We start from the raw sequence: 21,489 nt of genomic DNA on the forward strand, positions 1-21,489 counted from the left end.
GCGGACAGAGTCGCATAATTGATTCGACTCTGATTCGCCAACCGATAGTCAAGGATGAATATCTCAATAAAAAAGACAATATGAAACACTTAACGCGTATTTTATACATTTTGATGGCAGTCGTATTATTGGCATCTTGTGGTAGCGACGATGAGGGAGTTGACCTGACAAAGCCAACGGCCGATATTCGATTAACACGCGAAAGCGGCGTCTATAGCCCTGGTTCATCTATTCTGATTGATGCAGATTTTATGGATGATATAGCACTTAAAGAGTGCCAGGTGACCATTGCCAGCGCTCGTTCACTCAAAGGATGGGATACCGACTGGGATGTGGAAGCTGATAAGCTTAAGCTGTCAGGTACTGAATATTCACTCAGTGGCACACGTGTACTGGAAGATATACCTGTTGATATTTATTATGGCGATTACCAGTTATCATTTAAAGTACTGGACGAAGCCAATAACTATAGTATCTATACCATCGATATTGTTATTGAGTAAGCCTGATTATCAATCAAAGCTGTTTACTGATGAATTGATTGATTATTAATAATAGAGTAAGCCTGCAAGCGTTTTGTTTGCAGGCTTTTTTATTCGTTTCATCTGCCTTCAATAGCTTCAAAACGCTATTACATGAACGAATTTCATTTTTGGAGACCTTCATTAGTGTATGCCGGTGTTTTTGATTTGAAAAAAACAGGTCGAAAACGTTAAAAATATTGAATATAACCACTTCTTTTTTGTCAAAATACCAAAAGTAGAGAGGGTGTATTAAAATTCAGTATATCAGTCTTGTAGGTGTGAGGTGTAGTGCTGTTATTAAGTAGTTTACATGTGTATGAGCAGTAATTCTAAGGCTTAATTTCTTTGAGCAGTAGTATCACAGTGTTAAGAAATTTTAATGCCTGTTAACAAGCATCTATTTTGGCCGATAGAAATTAAACCGCCCAAATAAAAGACAGTTTTCAGAATTAAAATCCGTTCGATGGCTAAGAAGATAAAAGAAGAAGTCTCTGATAAGGAGTTGAAACAACTCATCGATCAGAATGAAACTCAAAAAGAAGCGCTGAAAAAAATATTGCAGGGCATGTCTAAAGAGGAGAAGAGTAAAAGATAAGAACATTTCAGTTCAATATAGATATCAATATTTTATTATGAAAAGAACATTACTAAACCATTTTCTGTTGTTGGTGATAAGCCTGTTTGCTTTTACAGGTGGAGTCACGGCACAAGAATTTGTAGATGGGAAGCAGCGCGGAGTAATTCGTGTGAAGATGAGTCCTGTCATACAGTCGAGTTTAAAAAGTATTAAATCAACACGCAGCGGAGGTGTTGAAACTGGCATTGTGGCTTTTGATGCCGTATCGAGCCAGGTAGCTGCCAATAATATGCAGCGCGTATTTCGTTACTCACCACGATTTGAGGAACGACACCAGGCAGCTGGTCTGCACCTTTGGTACGAGATCCAATTCGATAAAAATTTGGATCCCGCTGAAGTGGCGAATCAATACCGTCAGTTGCCTGAAGTGCAAAAAGCAACCATTATTCCGGAGGTCAACCTGATTGGTGCAGAGGGCACTACTGCCCCGGCAGTTTCGTCAGTTAGCAGTAGCTTTAATGACCCTCATCTTGGTAAACAATGGCATTATAATAATGATGGTTCGCAAAGCTGGGCTGAAGCCGGAGCTGATATTAACCTGGCCAAAGCCTGGGAAATTGAAACCGGTTCGTCTGATGTTATTGTGGCCATTATTGATGGTGGTGTGCAGGCTGACCATCCCGACTTGGAGGAGGCCATGTGGACAAATGATGCTGAGTTAAACGGTCTTGAGGGGATTGATGACGATGGTAATGGTTTTGTGGATGATATTTATGGTTACAATTTTTGCCTGGGGCAAGGAGAGTTGGTAACCCACTATCATGGGACTCACGTGGCAGGTACTGTGGGTGCTGTTAATAATAATAATACAGGAGTAGCTGGTATTGCCGGTGGTGATGGTAATAATCCAGGTGTTCGATTGATGAGCTGTCAGATCTTTACTGAAGACGGTGCAGCAGGAGGTTATGCCGAAGCCATTGTGTATGCGGCAGACATGGGTGCTGTGATTAGCCAAAACTCATGGGGATGGAGCTCGGATGGCTATTATGAAGAGTCTGTTTTAGAGGCCATCGATTACTTTAATGAGCAGGCGGGTTCCTATTCGGGCAGTCCAATGAAAGGTGGAGTATCCATTTTTGCAGCGGGTAACCTGGGCTATGAAATAGATATCTATCCGGCCGCCTACGAACCTTGTATTGCTGTGGCGTCTATGGGACCTGATTTTAAGCGGGCATCATATTCGGTTTATGCCGATTGGGTTGACATTACGGCGCCTGGGGGTAATACCAACTTAGCTCCGGAAGCAGGGGTATACAGTACTTATCGCGATGGAGCTTATAGCTATTTGCAGGGGACCTCAATGGCTTGTCCGCACGTGTCCGGTATTGCGGCGTTGGTAGTGTCTAAATATAGAGCGACCGATTTCACAGCTGACCAATTGAAACAACATTTGTTGACTTCTGTCCATGATATAGAACCTTACCTGACAGAAAAGACAGCCGGTAAAATGGGGAATGGCTACATAGATGCCTACATGGCATTGCAGTCAGGTGATGCCTCTGTAGTGCCTAATCGCATCAGTAGTTTTAGCATAGAAACGTCCCAGGATTTTGCGACATATACCTGGAATGTGCCAGCTGATGCTGATGATGAAAAGGCCGTTAGCTATAACCTCTATTGGAGCAAAGAACCATTTACAGAAGCCAACTTGCAATCGGCCGGTTCTAAGGTCGTGAATGCTTTCTTTGTTAATGTTGGCGATGAACTGATTAATACTGTGCAAAATCTTGATGCACAAACCGAATATTACTTTGCCATTAAGGCCTTCGACCGTTGGGGCAACGGTTCTGAACTATCGGATGTCATTATGGTGATGACCAATAGTGGACCGGAGATTGTGATGGGAGAAGAACTTAATGTAGACATTGATGTTCGTACACAGGCTACAAGCACTCAAACTTATTCTTTCGAGAATATAGGAGAAGGGGTGATGGATTGGCGTGCTCATATTGGTCTGGACAGTTTGTCACTGACTCCTTTTGCCAGTTCGTCAGTGGTGTATCCTAATTTTAACACCACACCTGTATTAACAGGTATTGGTTCTGAAGACCTGGTTGTAGACGGTAAAGTGGCGGCTCCATTCTATGAAGTTATCGACGAACGACTGAAATATGTGGAGTATTCAACGAATGCAACCAAGATTATTGGTGAAAACGATACAACCATCACTAACTCCGCTGCTACCTGGTATAAGGTAGAGGAGACAGAAGGTTATAACCTGACGCATATGTGGTTGAACCTGAAGGTTAATCCGGAAACAGGCCCTATTGTGGTGGAAGTTTGGAAAGGAACGGTATTGCGTGAAGCTGAATTGATCTCTTCACAAAATTATACAACAGAGACCGCCTACTGGACCTCTCACTATGTTGAACTAGAAGAGCAGATTCATTTTAACCAGGGTGATATCTTCTGGACCGTTGTGCATGTGCCATCGGGAAACCTATATCCATTAGGTATAGCTGAAGAACTCGAAGAAGAACAATCTGATCGTTGTTTTATGAGCTTCAATGGAGGTGCATCCTGGTCAACCTTAGCATCCGTAATTAATAAAGATAACTACGTGTGGTCATGGGTGATGCGAAGTACATTGGATGATATTGGTGATTATATTTCGATTGCACCAACTGAAGGTATTCTGGCCAGCAATGAGTCACAAGATATAACGGTTGATATTGATGCTAGCAATCTGATTGACGGCTATTATGAAGAAAACATAGTGGTGATATCCAATGACCCTAAAAACAAAGTTGCCAGGGGTAAAGTGAAGTTTACTGTTGATGGTCATGCTCCAGAACTTAATTCTGTAAAAACGGTTGATTTCGGAAATGTATTTGTCGATCAGCAAAAAACCTTTGATATTCAGGTTGTCAACAATGGTCTGAGAGGTTATCAGTTGTTAGAAAATGGATACACATCAAGCAATCCGGATATTTTTATTGCTGAAGGCGTTGTGAGTGGTGAAACCATTCCTGCGTTGGCTGACGGATGGGTACGACTGACTTTTGCACCTAATGCAGAAGGTACTTTTAATTCTACCGTGACATTAACGGATGAGCAGGGCTATACCTATTCATTTAGCGTTCATGGTATCGGTGTTATCCCGGCTAATATTGTGGTGGCCGATACTGAAACGGGCACCGATGAATACACAGTGCCAACGGATTTAACAGTAGGTGACGCCATAGCTAACCGCACTTTCACCATTACCAATGACGGCAAGTATCCACTACATTATAAAGTACCTAAGTTTGCACCAGAGTATGAAGTGGAAGGTTTGGTAAAGCCCATCAATAACTATGGCTATACCTACGATTATATGCTTACCGACCAACATCCGGAAGGTTCAACCACGGCCGATAAAATCGCAACACATAACTGGGTGGATATTAGTAGTACAGGTACGAAAATAGACGGTGAGTTACGTGGTCCGGCTTATGCCGTTGAGACAGAAATAGGTTTTTCATTCCCATTTCGCGACCGCTTTTACAATAAGGTGTGGATAAATGAGCAAGGCGCACTCATCTTTGGTGAGGAAGGTGATAAAAACCTGGATTGGGCCTCGGGTTCATCTTTGAATCCTAATTACCTGCGTGATTACGATATGATCACAGCGACCATGATGCGTCCAACCTACTCTGATAACTCTGCGATTTATTATCATCAGGAAGATGGTATGTTCCGCGTGTTTTATAAGAACATCAAGTTTGGAGGTACAAGTGTGGGCGTTGATTTACAGATTGTATTACATGCCAGTGGTGATGTGGATGTGTTGTTTTATAAATCAGTCTATGTGGCATCTTATCTGATAGGCATTGTGGATAAGGACAATGAGGATGTGGCCTTTATTCATAACAGCGATTATCCTGTTCTTTTCTCAAAGGGAACAACATCTAACTCTTATCACGATTATTTCCATTTCTACCACCCGGGCGAGAATATGATTTCGAACGTGACCAATCCATCGGGAACCGTTCAGCCGGGCGAAGCTGTAGAGCTTGAAGTGTCGTTTAATACAGAGAATGTGCTACAAGATGCGGTTTATGAACGATTGGCTATTGTGAGCAACGATCCGGATTTACCAGTGACAAAATACACGATCAATGCTAACTTCGTTGCGGGTGGAACTGCTCAGTTAGTAGCCGATGAGACCGATATTGATTTTGGTGATGTATTCAAAACGGATGAGGTGGAGCATATTACAACGCTCACTAACTCCGGAACAGCCGATATTCTGATTACAGATATTCAGTTTGGCGGCGCTGATTTGTTCAGTTGTTCCCGTATAGCGGATTTGCCAATTACAGTAAAAGCGCGTCAGTCGGTTCATATTCCGGTAAAAATCAATACAGGCATTCAGGCTGAAGTGGCTGCTGGTTTGTTGGAGGATGTGATGACGCTGACAGATGAAGCGGCTGTTAATTATACTGTTAATTTGACCGGTAATGTGGTGGAGAATCCGTTGATTCGAGTAACACCAGAAGCAGGTATCACACACACGATGAATGCCGGCGAAACTTTCGATACGCAAATCACGGTTTACAACGATGGCGATGGCGAGCTCGAATATGCTGTGGTACCTACGAACTGGTACTACCTGAAAAATGACTTAGGAGCAGCAACGTCTGAATTCAAAGAGTTTGACTATACCTTTGTGAAAGGCGATGGTGCCGGCTGGACTGATATAACAGAGTCAGCTGCCAGTTCGAATTTGGAGTCTAAGTTCCTGGATGATAACCTCACCTATTTCACCCTGCCCTTGAAGAATGAGTATATCTACTACGGTGAAACCTACAATACTTTGTACATTGGATTAATGGGATGGGTGTCCTTTATTGAACCAGGTGTGCAGTCGTGGCAAGAACGCCCGACTGAAACGCCACAGGATGACAATATTCCGGGGGCTATCTCTCCAATGGCAGCTTTCCATCTCCCATATTATTATTCGATTTCTCAGAAGCAAGGTTTGTATTACCAGGAAGAAGATGACAGACTGATTGTGTCATGGGAAGATTATGTGCCGGTAGCTGGTATTCGCAGTGAGTATAGCTTCCAGGTGATTATCCATCAAAATGGTAACATTGATTTTAATTACCGTAACCTGACTGAACCTAATGTGGCAGCCTTAATTGGTGTTGAGCATCCTAATCAGGCGGATGGCTTAATGATCTGGAGAGATTACATGCCATCGGGAATTGAATACATGTCATATACGGTTTCTCCGGTTGAAAAGAAGCGAGTGGCGCCAAATTCATCAGCAGTTGTTGATTTGACGCTGGATGCAAGCGATCTTTATGATGGGGTGTACACTTCAGACTTAGTCATTGTGAATAATACTGTTGGAGGACAGGCGGTTACTATCCCAGTTGAATTAACGGTTAATGGAGCGCCAAATGTAGAAGCGATTGGTAACGATGCCGGTTTGGTGTGGTATGTTGCAGGTGAAAGCTATGAAAAGGAATTCACCATCCGCAACACCGGAACCAAAACAGTTTATTTTGGTACTGAGGAATTAACAGGTTCTGATGAAATCAGTGTCAGCTACAGGCATGATCCTGTTTATTATAGAGGTATGGAGATTCTTGAAGCCGGATTAATACCTGTGGAGAACTTTGTTGGTCAAAAGGTGATTCAGACGGTTGGTCGCATGCAAGTAGAAGTAGCCGATGGTACTGAACTGGCACCCGGTGATTCATGGAACATGGTGTTACAATATACACCGGCGGCCCCAAGTGTGGCCACTGCTAACCTTAAGTTGATTGATGCCGATTTAGTGGAAGCACTCAATTGTATTTTAACGATTGAAAGCAAGATGCCACCGGCCATTACAGTAAGTGATGAGGTGGTAACGGTTAATGCCGATGTGGAAACCTATACAACATCGCGCGATTTAGTAATTGGCAACGTAAACGGTTCGGGTGATTTGGAATGGAACATTGAAATGGTGTTCAACCGTGGTAAAGAGATTGATATTGCTGCCCTTAATGAAGCCTTGCCTGCTACCAATAAAGCGGTGGAGCTTTCTCAGGGAGAAGCTGTTGAAAGAATTAATACCCTCAAAGCAGCTCAAGCCGTTGAATACAACCGCACTTTGGCCTATACCGATGCTGAATCCAAAGAAAATAATATTGGTTTTGGTGCAGGATTAGCCTTTATGTCTGGAACGAAGTTAAAAGCACCGGCTGATGGATTCTTACTATCCAATGTGGAAACTTTCTACATCCGCGAGTCGGTGTTGAGCGGTGTCATTACCGTTGAAATTCGAGCTGGTGGTAACAATATTAATGATGCCATTAAAATTGGTAAAGGACAGATTAGTTTGTCATACGATGAGCCGGATGCTACTGTTGGTGATTGGGTGAATGTGGAACTGGACGAGTCTGTTTACATCTATCCGAATGAAGCGTTCTATGTTATTTTCACTTATCCATTGGGTGTAACAAAGCCACAAGGTGTTGTCTATAGTGAGTATGATGACATCATCGACGACCGCTTTTTCTTTAACTATGAAGATGACTGGTTTGATATTGTCACTCAAAGTGGTGTGGATAATATGATGTACATGGTGCGTGCTCATGAAGAAAAGTACGAGCAGAAGACCTGGTTGTCGATTGATGCAGATCAAATGAGTGGTGTAACGGCTGTGGGACAAGAGTCGACCATTCAATTAAAATTTGATGCGGCTAATGCACAGGAATTGCGTAACAATGCAGAAGTGCTGATTCACAGCAATGATCCGTTGAATGAAACGATGTTAGTGGATGTGAACCTGTTGATGAACGAAGCACCAGTGGTGACTTTGGTTGAAGGCAATCAGAAGGTGGAAGAAACACACACTGAAACATTGCGTTTTGAAGTGAGCGATAACGAGGGCGATAGCTTCACTAACGAATGTATCACCGATGCTGAGTGGATTGCGTTTACTGATAATAACTCAGAAATAGTGGCAACACTAACACCGGGTTATGACGCTCAGGGCATACATCAAATTGAGATCATCTCTACCGATGAGCATGGCGTTAAGCTGAGTTCTATTTTTGATGTACAGGTAATTAATGTGAATCGTGCCCCTGAATTTGCAGGGGCAATAAACGATACCACAGTGGTGTTGGAACATGGTAACTTCGAAATTGAGTTTACTGAGGTTATCAATGATATCGATAATGACAAGATGACTTACACGTTTGAAGTAGCTAATGAGGACGTGTTAGAACTGATGTTAAGCGATAACAGGGCCGTTCTGAAACCAGTAACAATCGGTTCAACTGAGGTAAGCATCTCAGGACGCGATGAATACGGAGCACGCATCCAAACATCATATACCATTAATGTGGTTAACCGCACAGGTTTAGATGACAATCAGCTGGCAGGGGTTGAGGTGTATCCTAATCCGGCTCGCGATGTCATTAATATTACCTGGTTCGATAATGTGGAAGAAGCCAACATTCGTCTGATGAGTTCAACCGGTGAGTTGGTGATGCAGAAAATGGTAAGCAATTGGTCGTCTGAAACCCAATTGAATATTGGTCACTTAAACAGTGGTGTTTACATGCTGGAGTTAAAAGTGGATGACGAAGTGTTTGTACAAAAAGTAATTAAACAATAGTAGGCTAAAGGAAAAGGGTGGGAGCTCTAATCGCCGGGCAACCACCCTTTAACAAGAACTTAAAAGAGAACATTATGAAGTCATTACTAAATTATATAGCCATAGGGATATTGGCCATGTTTGCAGCTTGCAGTTCCGATAGCGATTCTGTGGATCTTGAAAAACCGACAGCGATTATTCAGTTAGAGAAAGAAGATGGAGTATATGGTCCGGGGCACAGTATCATTATCAATGCAAGTTTTATGGATAATGAAGCTTTAAAAGAATGCCAGGTGAGCATTGCCAGCCAGCGTTCTTTAAAAGGATGGGACACCGATTGGGATGTAGAGATGCATAAGATTAATTTATCAGGCACTGAGATGCAATTATCAGCAACACGCGTGTTGGAAGATATTCCCACCGATATATATTATGGCGATTACCAGCTATCTTTTAAGGTACTGGACGAAGCCAATAACTATAATATTTATACAATAGACATAACAATTCAATAATAGCATAAAGAGGAAAGGGTTATAACAGAAAGATTGCCGGAAACAACCCAATAACCCTGATTCTTATTTGTAACTACACTACAGATACTTGTTTTGCATGCCATGCAACGGCGTGGCATGTAAAACATTTGTGCTTAATCGAAGAGAAAATTGACACAGATAGTGAATATAAAAACAAAATTTATGAAACGTATTTTTAATGCGTTATTGTTCATGTTTATACTCGGTGTTGGGTTTGTTAACGCCCAAAATCAGACTGTTACAGGAACAATAACCGATGCAGCCGATGGTTCAGGAATACCGGGAGCCACCATTATGGTGAAAGGAACGACCGTAGGTACCATTACAATGATTGATGGTACATACACCTTAGAAGTTCCTGCTGATGCACAAACATTGGTTTACTCCTTTGTGGGTATGACAACACAGGAAGTAGCATATGTCGGTCAGGCAGTGATTAATATTGTATTAGAGACAGAATCCATCGGTGTTGAGGAAGTGGTCGTATCAGCTTATGGTACCAAAGGTAAAGTGGGGCTGAAAGGAGCTATTTCGGTAGTGGAAGCCAAAGACCTGGAGCAAATGCCAGTAGCCACTTTCGACCAGATGTTACAAGGTAAAACAACAGGTTTACATATCTCAACCGGTTCGGGGCAGCCTGGTTCGGGTAGTACAAAAGTACGTATCCGTGGTTCGGGTTCTATCACCAGTGGTAACGAGCCGTTGTATGTGGTGGATGGTGTGCCGATTGAAAGTGGCGCTTTCGCCTCGCTAAATGCCAACGACTTTGAAACCGTGAGTGTGCTGAAAGATGCTTCGTCAACAGCTATTTATGGTTCACGTGCCTCCAATGGTGTTATTTTAATCACCACCAAACGTGGTAAAGAGGGTAAAACACAGGTGAATGTACGTCACCAAACAGGTTTCTCAGTGAAAACACAAGAGAAATTTGATATGATGAATTCTACTGAAAAGTTGTGGTTCGAAGAAGTTGCCAAGAAAGGGCCGGGATGGGAACTAAGTCCATTAAACCCTAACTATAGCCGTTTATCACCTGAGGCACGTACTGCACAGGAAGCTGAATTGGCTCGTTTACGTGGTATTAAAACAAACTGGAGCGATATTGTTTTTCGCACTGGTAAAACAATGAGTAACGAAGTAAATTTCTCAGGTGGTAGCGAGAAAACACGTTTTTATGTGGCTTACCAAAATTATTACCAGGAAGGATTATCGGATCGTTCAGATATGCAACGTCATGCCGGTCGTTTAAACCTGGATCATAAGATATCGGATAAGGTGAAATTTGGAATGACCACATCGCTTGGTCAGTCAGAAATTAACCGTATCGAAAGTGAAGGTGGTATTGCCTTAATGAACCCCTTTGCAGCGGTTTATTTAGCGAACCCATGGGAAGAACCTTATGATGCTAACGGTAATCCGTCGCCGGGTTTTTATAGCTACACTAATCCACACTTGTCGGATGAAGACAATAGTAGTTTCTACAACCCATATAGTAAAACAGGTGCAAATATGTTGGATCAGATGAGCAAATCGACCAACAAAGCCGATGAAACCAAGTTTGTTGGGTCTTTTAACCTGACCTGGGATATCATCGATGGCTTATCAGCCAAAACTCAATATGGTATCGATTATCGGAATACCGTAGGTGAACGCTGGATTAGTCCTGATGCCTGGTCATCTCTTCAGTCAGGAGCGGGTGACCCCGATCGTCAGGGCTCGATTAGTGAGTCATACAACCGCCGTGTTGAGAAAACCTTCACCAATACACTTGATTATAAAAAAGTGATTGCTGAAAAACATTTGATTTCAGCTGTTATTGGTTCGGAATATATCAAGAACGATTATTTTAGTTTTGGGTTTACAGGCTATGGATTGGAAGAGAAATTACCTGAAACACCAGCGGGTATCACACCTGGAACAGCAGAAAATAACTTCATTCCGACTGTTGGTGGTTCAAAATCCGAAAGAGCTTTATTCTCTTTATTTTCGATGCTTAACTATACTTTAAACGATAAGTATACCTTTAGTGGTAGTTTACGTCGTGATGGTTCATCCGCTTTTGGTGCCAATTATCAGTACGCGGTTCTTTATTCAGCTGGTGTAACATGGGATATTACTCGTGAAAACTTTATGTCAGGCCTGTCTTGGGTTAATAACCTGAAGTTCCGTATTAGTTACGGTACAACCGGTAACCAGGGTGTTGGTAATTACGAGTCATACACGCTATGGACGAATAGTTCATATGTCGGTGATCCGGCCTATATGCTGGCACAAACAGGAGACCCTAATGTGAAGTGGGAGATTGGTCATAAGTTCAATGCCGGTTTTGATTATAACTTATTTGCTAACCGCTTAAGTGGTTCGTTGGATGTGTATAACGATATTACTTCTGACTTGTTTATCGTACAAAAGTTCTCGGCCTGGGATGGTGTTGTTGGTAATGCGAAACGTACCAATGCCGGTAAAGTGCGTAACCGGGGTATTGAATTCCTGGTTAACTACGATGTTATCAGAAACAGAAACCTTACATGGACGGTTGGTACTAACTTGTCGTATAATGACAATGAGATTCTGGATCTAGGTCAGGTAACTGAGTTTGAACAAGGAACATCCATTGTTCGTGAAGGACTGCCATTAGGCTCGCATTACATGGTAGAATGGGCTGGTGTTAATCCTGCTAACGGTAACGCTTTGTATTATACTAAAAACGGTGAGATTACAGAGAAATATAGTGCTGATGATAATGTGGCTGAGTTCGGTACTTCAAATCCTCCATTCACTGGCGGTATCAATACCTCATTAAGTTACAAAGGCATTGAGCTAAGTGCGCAGTTTACTTTTGCACAAGGTTTCTCACGATTTAATAACCAAACCTTCTTCCAGGAGAACCCCAACTTTGCACAGTTTAATATGTCAACAGCCATGTTAGATGTGTGGCAGCAACCAGGTGATGTAACCGAGATTCAGGGGGTACACTCGCAACGCGAATTTTCGTCAAAAGACATTGAAGATGCTTCATACATGCGTTTCCGTAACCTGATGATTGCTTATAACCTACCTAAAAACCTATTAGAGCGCAGTGGTTTTATCAGCAAGGTAAGGGTGTATGCACAGGGACAGAACTTGTTTACATGGACCAACTGGAGCGGTTTTGATCCGGAAGATAGTAACAACATTGCCAGCTATGAATATCCTACACCACGTGTTTTCTCTTTTGGTGTTGATGTGTCATTCTAAAAAAATAAGAGACAATGAAGATGATAAAAAGAAATATACTAGCAGGCCTGGCATTTTTAGCCTTTTTAGGAACGGCTTGTTCATTGGATTTAGAACCAATTGATTCGATTGGTGACAGCGCCGCTTTTCAAACCATCGAAGATTTAGAAAAGGGTGTGACAGGTGTGATGGCCACTATAGGCGGTCATGGTATTGTTGGGCAGGGAGATCGTGCCAGCGATGATTTACGCTATTCTTTATCGAACACAGGACAGGGAGTGCAAGTGCACAATTGGACCTATAACTCATCTACCACTGATTTAGCAGGTACCTGGAATGGTAATGCCGCTTTGGTTGACCGTGCTAACCGCATTATTGCTATTGCAGCAAAGTTCGATCAGGAAGATCCTACTGTGAAACGTATTATTGCTGAGTGTGTATTTCTGAGGGCCTATGCTCACTTCGAAATTGTGCGCTTATACTGTCCTAATTATGCAGCGGATGCCATTGGTATTCCTTACAAATTTGAATCAGCTGTCACCAATCCATCACGCTTAAAGCAAGGGGAGGTTTATCGATATGTATTAGCCGATATTGAAGCGTCTATTCCGGAATTGAATCAATATGCCGACCGCAATTATTGGGTAACGAAATCAGCTGCTTATGCCTTAAAAGCACGTGTGGCGCAGTATATGGGCGATTGGGATATGGCGATTGCCGCGGCTGACGAAGCTCAAGGTATCGGTGGCTTCAGGCTGGCTACACCTGCCGAGTTTCAAGGTGTTTGGGATGATGATGTAGCCGAAGACGTAGAGGTAATTTTTCGTGCTCGTCGCGAAAATGCCACTTTGGGCGATTATTATACACGGGCCAGCAATGGAGATATCTTCTTTCATCCCTCGTATGACTTGATGAATCAGTATTCAGCTGATGATATCCGTTACTATACGTATTTTGGCCAGAATGAGGATGGAAAGGATTTGGTTATTAAGCATGATGGACGACCGAACGATAAGTCGCACGTGGTTGATTTAAAGATTTTCCGCGTGTCTGAATTGCTACTGATTAAGGCTGAGGCCTATGTAAATAAAGGTATGAATGCAGAAGCAGAGACGGTATTAAACACATTGCGCGCGCAGCGCATTGTTTCGCCACAGCCATTGGATTTGTCAACACCTGAGTTGGCTTTAAAAGCAGTGCAAGACGAGCGTCGTCGTGAGTTAGCCTATGAAGGACACCGTTTTTATGATTTACGTCGCTGGAACCAGGGTATTGAGAGAAGCGCCGAAGATGCTCCGGGAAATACACTCACCACATTGGAAGCTGGCGATTACCGTTTTGTGTTCCCCATTCCGCAGGAAGAGATTTTTGCCAATGATAATATGAAGCAAAACGCAGGATATAGTAACTAAGGTTGATTTGTAAGATTCGGTGGGCCATGTTAAGGTCGTTGACCTGGCCTTTTCAGCCCATCAGATAAACAAAGGTTGGATTGATCATATAAGTAATGTTAATTGAATGAATCTTCCCCATAGCTTGTCCCGGATTAGACGGGAGGGAAGTGCCTGAAAGGCGATGGGGGAATTAGTTATTCTCCCCCTCAGACCTGCGGCCAGCTCCCCTAGGGGAGCATAGATTAGCCTATTATAATCAACATTTAAAACGAACAACAAATGAATTATATAACTAAAATAGCAGCTTCGTTAATGGCCGGGATACTCATCCTAAGCTCTTGTGGCGAAGTTGAAAAGCAGGATTTTAAAGATAGTGATGCCTATTTTGCTTTTGAAACCAGCAAATCGGTGATGCTCGAGAATGATATACGTACTTTGCGAATTCCCGTTTCTCTGGCTAAGAGCACTGGCATTGGCGAGGTGACTTTTGAAGTGGTGACCGAAGGATTTGATAACCCCGCTGTTGAAGGAGAAGACTTTACGGTGAAGACATCGAACAAAACAGTAGCTTTTGAAGGCGACTGGGTTAAGAACATAGAGATTAAAATGATTGATAACTATGTACGCGATGGTGATAAAAAATTCAAACTACTACTGAAAGATAATAATATTGGTGCCGGCATTGGTATGGCCAATAATGCCAATACAGAGCATATTATTACCATCAGCGATAATGAGCATCCATTGGCCGGACTAATCGGTTACGATTTCCAGGCCACAGAACAGTCTATAGCTACTGATGCCGATGGAATACAAATCGCTCCTTATACTCTGGATGTTGAGATTCGTCCGGATACTGTGGCTGGTCGCGACGATCGTTTATTGGTTAAAGGTTTGCTGGGTGTTCCGCAAGAGCTGTGCATGGTGTTTGACACCGAAACAGGGGTGGTATCTATGGAAGGTGAAAAGTATTACAATGTGATTGACCCTTATTTTGGCATTGCTATTGAGTTAACCTTTTATGGTTGGCACTACGGCGATTATGATGAAGAAAATGACAAGCCAACCATTGTGCGTGATTTAGTGACCGTAGGAACCTTCGATTTAGAGGCTCAGGAAATCATTTTTGATGCGGGTTACCTGGCTCAGATAACAGGCCCAAGTACACACCCTTATGTTGGATTGTCGTATACAACACTTATTATAGAGCACTGTCGTATTGCAAAGAAATAATACCTCATTTTAGATTCTTAATATATCATGGAAGGGGCTGCTCAACGGAGTGGCCCTTTTTTGTTGGTCAAACCACCTCTGGGCTCATTCCTAACCGTACTTTCCGCTTTAACGGAACAGGCTCTCCTTGGCAAGGAGGAGAATCTGTATAGTTTTAAATTAATTAATACCCCCTGTTCTACTTCAACTCAAAATAGTCGAAGGAATTGATCCCCCTATGGTAGGGGGACAGTTTGTTGATATCTTATAATATGCTATGGAATAGGGGGTGTTTATTTTATCCTAGCTGTAAATCCTTCTCCACCTTTTTAAGGAAGAGTACCACGTAGTGGGGAGGTGATTTTATAACAATTCTTCCACCTTTCAACGCTCATCCTTCGGGCCTTCATCGTACCTGCTACGGATCAACTACGCTCCCAGCGAGGTTGATCCCGAAGAAGACCCTTTGTTGTTAGGTAGCAGTTAGCTTACGAATCCTTAACAATGAGTATTGGATAATAACATTATGTGTGGGTTATTTGGCAAGCAATATCATTCGCTTAATTCGCACTCATTCTCCAATTCGCGTTATAAAAAAAAGGCCACTCAAATGAGCAGCCCCTTTACACAACTTAACCTATAATCTATATTTACTTAACCATAATCTTAGTGACCTTGGTACCTACTTTTAATAAGTACACACCAGGTTGTACGTTATAGTCTATTTGATTATTTGATACAATTCCTTTCTCAACCATGGCACCGGCAATGCTATATATTTCATATGCAGTACCTGGTTCAACCCCCGCTACATTAACATAGCCATATGATGGGTTTGGTGAAACGGTGATTGAATTATTGATTGCTCTTTCAATTGAAGTCGCTGTGCCTTTAGGGTCTAATACAAATAATTCAGTGCCATAGGAGTCTGTTTGTCCACTAAAATAAATTTTGTCATTAAAAACCGTTAATTTGGATGGACTCGAAACAGTATTGTTTACTAATTCAATAACAGAACCATTGGTTCTAAAAATACCAGCTGTTCTTGTTTCACCAACGTAACGATATCCAGCGTAATAAATCCATCCATCAGTATATTTAACCATGTCTGAAGGAGAGTGTGCACTAGCTGCACCTGTATTGTCTTGCTCTTTCGATAGAATTGTTAACTCCTCAGATCCATCATTTGTATAAGCGATCAACTGCACATTAATATCTGAACTATTCTCAGTGACTCTCGCAGAGCAATATAGGGTGTTTCCGTCAGAAAATAAAGGTGTTGGGCCATCTACTAGTATATCATTCAATAATGATATTTCGGTAGTTCCTTCTGTTGTTCCATTAGTGATTGCAAAGGCATATTTTGCCGTATTTCCATATTCATCAGGTTCAGCAAGAGTGATATGGGTTTTAAATACAACTTTTTCTCCAACCTTAATAAAGCTTGATATATTATCACTTCCACCAGTAATAAAATCTTTTAGAAGTACAGCGCCATTTGTAGCATCATAAATCATTAAGTTACGTTCTGTCTCACCTGTTGCTTGGGCATATGCAATAAACTGGTCTGTTCCAAAAGGAATGAAATCATTATTTGCAATTTCCCAACCATCTTGATTAAGTAGCAATGTTGCATCGCGGCTTGAACCATCCCATGAATATAGCTTGTTATCACTACCAACAAAATAAGCAACATTGTTATTGACAATCGGAGTCATTGACAGTTCAATATCAGCCACGTCAGTAATTGTACCTTCATCATAAGTGCAAATCTGAAAGATTGCAGCCGTTGATGCATCGGCTACTTTATCAGCAGAAAAGTAGACTTGCCCATTCATTACAAAGGAATAGTTGACACCTGCACCATAATGATGGTCATATACATTGCTCTTTGCATCAGTCTCATCTAGATCAACATTTGTGTTATATATCTCTGCAACCGGTGAATTAATGCCATCATACACATAAAGTTCATAGTCAGTTCCAGTCAGTAGCCATGTCTGAAAGGCGTTTCTTGCGTACCAATATGTGAAATTATTTACGGCCCCTTGATAATACAGATTTGTTCCATCTGTTACAATGTTATTAGGACTAGTTGATTCGGTGCCTGAATGAGTATCTTCGACAATTTCTACGGTTTGCCCCATCGCCCAACTACTGATGACGCACAAAAGAATAATTAAGTAATTTTTTTTCATGATGTTTTTTTTAGTGTAAATATGATGCATGCCAGGCATGCAAAATTGATAGTAGACCATGACCATTGTCATGTTTTGGCAATGTAAGTGGATGGATTGAATTGTTAATAGAAGTTAACACAGCATTAGTGCTGCAATGAAGGGTAGCTCCTTAGAGTTAGTACTTATGCACCTTAATGGGGGCATAGTAATACCACTCATTAAAAGCATAAGTAACAGTAAGAGAGTTTATAGGAATATTTATATACTACTTAAAGTAAACGAAGTGATTACCACAGATTTTTACTTAGACCTTTAATAGATGAAGGTGGTTTAGATTGGTTGCGTTGGGGTGTGATTTTTTTGTACCCCCTGTTCCATTTCATATTATAATAGTCGTATGTATTGGTCCCCCTATGGTAGGGGGACGAGTTATTAAACTGTTATAAGATACTGTGGGTTAGGGGATATTGTTATTCCCCAAAAAACCTTTGCGTCTCTGCGCCTCGTGTTGTTTTTTGTTGTTAAGTCTATTTTTGAATCCTGTACCCCCTGCTCTAGTTCATATTAAAAGTATCGTATGTATTGGTCCCCCTATGGCAGGGGGACGAGTTGCTATCATTTTATAAAATATTATGGATTAGGGGGTATGGAAAGATTGAGTTATATTTATTCTATGACCTACCATGAAATAAAAATGCTTGCCCGGAAGCTTCGTAATAACCCAACGCCATCGGAAGAAAAGCTATGGCGTTACATCCGTAAGAAACAACTGAAGAACTGTAGATTTTTGCGTCAATATCCAATAATATATCAGACGACGGGTAATTATCTGGCTTTTTATATCCCTGACTTTTATTGTGCTCGCAAGAAGCTGGTATTGGAATTAGATGGCAAAATTCACTTAAAGACTATAGAACGTGATGCTTTCAGAGACGATATATTGCGTGATTATGGATTGACTGTATTGCGGATAGAAAATAAAGAGCTTGATGATATTGACGAGGTATTGCACAAGATTGAATCGTATTTGTAAGATAAATACCCCCTGTTCCATTTCATATTAAAAGTATCGTATGGATTGGTCCACTACTATTTAGGGGACGAGATATTAAATTGTTATACGATGCTGTGGATTAGGGGGTGTTGTTATTCACAAAAAAAATCTCTTTATCTCTGCGTCTTCGTGTTGCATTTTATTGGTTTAGACTATTTTCGGGCTCTATAGCTTTTCAATATCGAGTAACTATATAAACCCAATGCTACCCAAATGGCGGTGAAGGCAACTTGTTTTTCCTGTGGAAAACCTTCATGATACATAAAAATGCCTAAGAACAGCATTAGGCTTGGCGCTACATACTGCATAAAACCAACCGAAGTTAAGGAAATGCGTTTAGCGCCCAGACCAAACCAGTAAAGAGGTAATGTGGTTACTGCACCAGCTGTTATCAGTAATAGATCTACTTTTAAACTTTCATTGAATAGATGACCATTTCCGGTGTATAGGCCCCAAACAATATAGGAGATGGCAAATGGGGTTAATACCATAGTTTCAATAGCTAAAGCTGGCATGGCCTGAATACCGCTCATCTTCTTTAATAAACCATACAGGCCAAACGATGCTGCCAGGTAAAGAGATATCCAAGGAAATTGTCCATAGTCAATTGTTAGATAAGTAACTGCCGATGCAGCCAGAATCAACGCTATTATCTGAATGGAATTAAGGCGTTCTTTCAGGAAGATGATACCTAATACAACATTAACTAAGGGTGTAATGTAGTAGCCTAAACTGGCTTCAATAATGTGGTTGATATTTACAGCATAGATGTATACACCCCAATTGCTTCCTACCAATAGGCCTGTTATAGCAAGTGTGCCAAGTGCTTTTTTATCTTGAAAGATGTATCTCAATTTGAACTGTCTCTTCCATGTTAGAAATAACATTACAAAAATTAGCGACCAAAATATGCGATGCGATAATATTTCCAAGGCAGGAATATGATTCAGCCACTTCCAATAGATGGGCAATAAACCCCAGGTTAAAAAGGCCAGAAACGTATAAAAGTAACCGCTTGTTTGCTCCTGATTCTGTGACATGTGCTTGAGTTTAGATGGCAAAGATAGATAAATAAGTCAGTAGTCAGTAGTGAGGTGTATGGCAGAAGTTCGATGTTGTTGAATTGATTAATTGTTGAATTGAAAAACTGAGAAATAAATATGCTGGTGAATTGAAAAACTGTCGAATCGAGAAATTGAAAACTCAGAACACTAAACAGAAAACTCTAAATCAACAACATCTCCGGACTCACTTCTCATCTCTCTTTTGTTATTCTTCTCCCGGACAATAATTCAATTGGTGAAATACCTGCTGTTTATAGTTACGTCCTATTGGTAGGTTTTTGTCGGCAATGGCAATGGTGGTGGCCGTGAAGCCGCTAATGTGGTTGATGGAAACGATAAAAGAGCGGTGGATACGCATAAACTGCTCTTCGTTCAGCATGTTTTCAATGGATGAAAGCGTTTGACGAGCTGTGATGGTACGGTCGGGCGTATGAATATTCACATAGTCTTTTAGGCTTTCAACATACATGATGTCTTTCAGCAATACCTTGTGTACCATTTTACCAGTGCGGATGTACATAAAATCATTCACATCGCAACTGGGCTTTGCCTGGTGTAGTTCAATATCGCGCGGCTGTTGATCAAAGAATTTATTAACGGCTTTAACGAAGCGGTCGAAGGAGATGGGCTTCATCAGGTAATCGACTATATCCAGCTCATAGCCTTCCAAGGCATATTCTTTAAAAGCGGTGGTCATAATCACTTTAGGCGGATTACGCAGCGAGCGAAGGAATTCCAGACCCGATAAGCCCGGCATATGAATATCCAGAAACAATAAATCAATCTTTTTAGTACGGAGGATATCAAATGCTTCAGCAGCTCGGTGGCACGTGGCAACAATATGCAGCGATTCCAGCTTTTCGATGTGACTTTTGATTACATCAACCGCTAAAGGTTCATCATCTATAATCAGGCAGTTAACTCGCATGGTTGGGTGTTTGGTTTATCTGTTTGATCCTTACTAAAACATCAAAAAAACCTTTATCAGTTTTAATGCTAAATTCATGTTGATTGGGATAAATGAGCGCCAGGCGCCTGCGTACATTGCTAATGCCCAGACCATCGCTGTAATTTTCAATAGGATGATTCAACGTGTTCTTTACCTGCATGATTAATTCATTTTCCTCGATGGTCAGCAATATCTGTATTTGCACCTCTTTATCACCTTGCGTTATGCCATGCTTAAAGCAATTTTCGATGATAGGCAATAAAAGCAAGGGGGCAATAACTTTATTGCCGGGCTCACCAATGCGTTTGTGCTCGATGTTTACAATGCTCTTGTCGTGCCGAATGCTTTGTAGCTCAATGTAATTAGTTAAGAAGGTTAATTCCTTCTTTAGCGGGACAAACTTCTCGCTGCATTCATATAACATATATCGCAGCAAGTCACTTAGCCCGATAACTACATCAGGCGCTTCGTCGGCCTTTTTCAAAGTGAGTGCATACAGGTTGTTAAGCGTATTAAATAAAAAATGCGGGTGAACTTGTGTTTTCAGAAAGTTAAGTTCTGCCTGTTGCTTTTGTGTTATCAGGTCTTGCTTTTTGTTTTGATCGATATACCAGACTTTAAATAACTTAATGGTGGCTGCCAAAGCCGGCACTTCGTAGTTGGTGAGTGCAGCCACAATGATTTTCTGCCAGTAAAAGATGGGAAAATCGCCTTCGAGACCATAAAGTGGTACATGGTAATAAGTCATCCAAATTAAGAAGCCATAAAAGAGCGAGTGTAATATGGTTAATCCAAAAAACTGGTAGTAGTGGCGTTTTAAAAGAAAAGGAATCACCAGGTAGATAAAGGTATAAGCACCAATCATCCTAACCGGCAGGAAATAGAGGTTAGACCGCAACTCAAAGGCATAGTTGTTATTGTATTCGCCATATGATAATGAATAGAATAAATACAGCGTAACCCAAAACACAACGTGCCACAACCAGCGGTGTTTAAATAATATATGCTCCTTGCTTTGCCCCATGCCAAACAGTTTTGCTTCTAAAAATATCAATAAGGAAGGGCAACTCCAACTCGTAGAGACAAAATGCAGTTATTATACGACTAACGACCTGATTTGACGGCTTTCGGACTTTCTCAT

Annotated in this window: 12 protein-coding genes; 8 read left to right on the plus strand and 4 right to left on the minus strand. The window is 41.4% G+C overall.

Annotated features, from left to right (window positions below; translation table 11 throughout):
- Nucleotides 1–80: 80 nt before the first annotated feature.
- The 7 genes from J1N10_RS03645 (at nt 81) to J1N10_RS03675 (ending at nt 15,122) form a co-directional block, all read left to right on the plus strand.
- Nucleotides 81–503, plus strand: a complete 423-nt coding sequence (locus tag J1N10_RS03645; protein WP_262325313.1) for a DUF4625 domain-containing protein — start codon at nt 81–83, stop codon at nt 501–503.
- A gap of 484 nt (nt 504–987) precedes the next feature.
- Nucleotides 988–1,119, plus strand: a complete 132-nt coding sequence (locus tag J1N10_RS03650; RefSeq protein ID WP_262325314.1) for a hypothetical protein — start codon at nt 988–990, stop codon at nt 1,117–1,119.
- A 37-nt stretch (nt 1,120–1,156) separates the two neighbouring features.
- Entirely contained in the window at nt 1,157–8,764 is a 7,608-nt protein-coding gene (locus J1N10_RS03655) for a subtilase family N-terminal domain-containing protein (protein ID WP_262325315.1), read from the plus strand.
- Between the two features lie 74 nt (nt 8,765–8,838).
- The gene (locus tag J1N10_RS03660) at nt 8,839–9,258 is read left to right on the plus strand and encodes a DUF4625 domain-containing protein (protein WP_262325316.1); all 420 of its coding nucleotides are present in this window, start codon (nt 8,839–8,841) and stop codon (nt 9,256–9,258) included.
- 183 nt (nt 9,259–9,441) lie between these two features.
- Nucleotides 9,442–12,516, plus strand: a complete 3,075-nt coding sequence (locus J1N10_RS03665) for a SusC/RagA family TonB-linked outer membrane protein (protein ID WP_262325317.1) — start codon at nt 9,442–9,444, stop codon at nt 12,514–12,516.
- Nucleotides 12,517–12,530: 14 nt separating this feature from the next.
- Nucleotides 12,531–13,907, plus strand: coding sequence for a RagB/SusD family nutrient uptake outer membrane protein (locus J1N10_RS03670; protein ID WP_262325318.1), 1,377 nt, complete (start codon nt 12,531–12,533; stop codon nt 13,905–13,907).
- 261 nt (nt 13,908–14,168) lie between these two features.
- The gene (locus J1N10_RS03675; protein WP_262325319.1) at nt 14,169–15,122 is read left to right on the plus strand and encodes a hypothetical protein; all 954 of its coding nucleotides are present in this window, start codon (nt 14,169–14,171) and stop codon (nt 15,120–15,122) included.
- Between the two features lie 629 nt (nt 15,123–15,751).
- Here J1N10_RS03675 and J1N10_RS03680 read toward each other — a convergent pair.
- Nucleotides 15,752–17,299, minus strand: a complete 1,548-nt coding sequence (locus J1N10_RS03680) for a T9SS type A sorting domain-containing protein (RefSeq protein ID WP_262325320.1) — start codon at nt 17,297–17,299, stop codon at nt 15,752–15,754.
- A 628-nt stretch (nt 17,300–17,927) separates the two neighbouring features.
- Between J1N10_RS03680 and J1N10_RS03685 the strand changes: the two genes are divergently transcribed.
- A complete protein-coding gene (locus J1N10_RS03685; protein ID WP_262325321.1) occupies nt 17,928–18,314 on the plus strand; it encodes an endonuclease domain-containing protein in 387 nt (128 codons plus the stop codon).
- Between the two features lie 173 nt (nt 18,315–18,487).
- Here J1N10_RS03685 and rarD read toward each other — a convergent pair whose 3' ends face one another.
- The 3 genes from rarD to J1N10_RS03700 form a co-directional block, all read right to left on the minus strand.
- A complete protein-coding gene (rarD, locus tag J1N10_RS03690) occupies nt 18,488–19,375 on the minus strand; it encodes an EamA family transporter RarD (RefSeq protein ID WP_262325322.1) in 888 nt (295 codons plus the stop codon).
- Between the two features lie 229 nt (nt 19,376–19,604).
- Nucleotides 19,605–20,327, minus strand: coding sequence for a LytR/AlgR family response regulator transcription factor (locus tag J1N10_RS03695; RefSeq protein ID WP_262325323.1), 723 nt, complete (start codon nt 20,325–20,327; stop codon nt 19,605–19,607).
- Nucleotides 20,317–21,372, minus strand: coding sequence for a sensor histidine kinase (locus J1N10_RS03700; RefSeq protein WP_262325324.1), 1,056 nt, complete (start codon nt 21,370–21,372; stop codon nt 20,317–20,319). The genes J1N10_RS03695 and J1N10_RS03700 overlap by 11 nt, the downstream gene beginning before the upstream one ends.
- Nucleotides 21,373–21,489 lie beyond the last annotated feature (117 nt).

The sequence above is a fragment of the Carboxylicivirga litoralis genome (assembly GCF_025499605.1).
Lineage (GTDB): Bacteria > Bacteroidota > Bacteroidia > Bacteroidales > Marinilabiliaceae > Carboxylicivirga > Carboxylicivirga litoralis.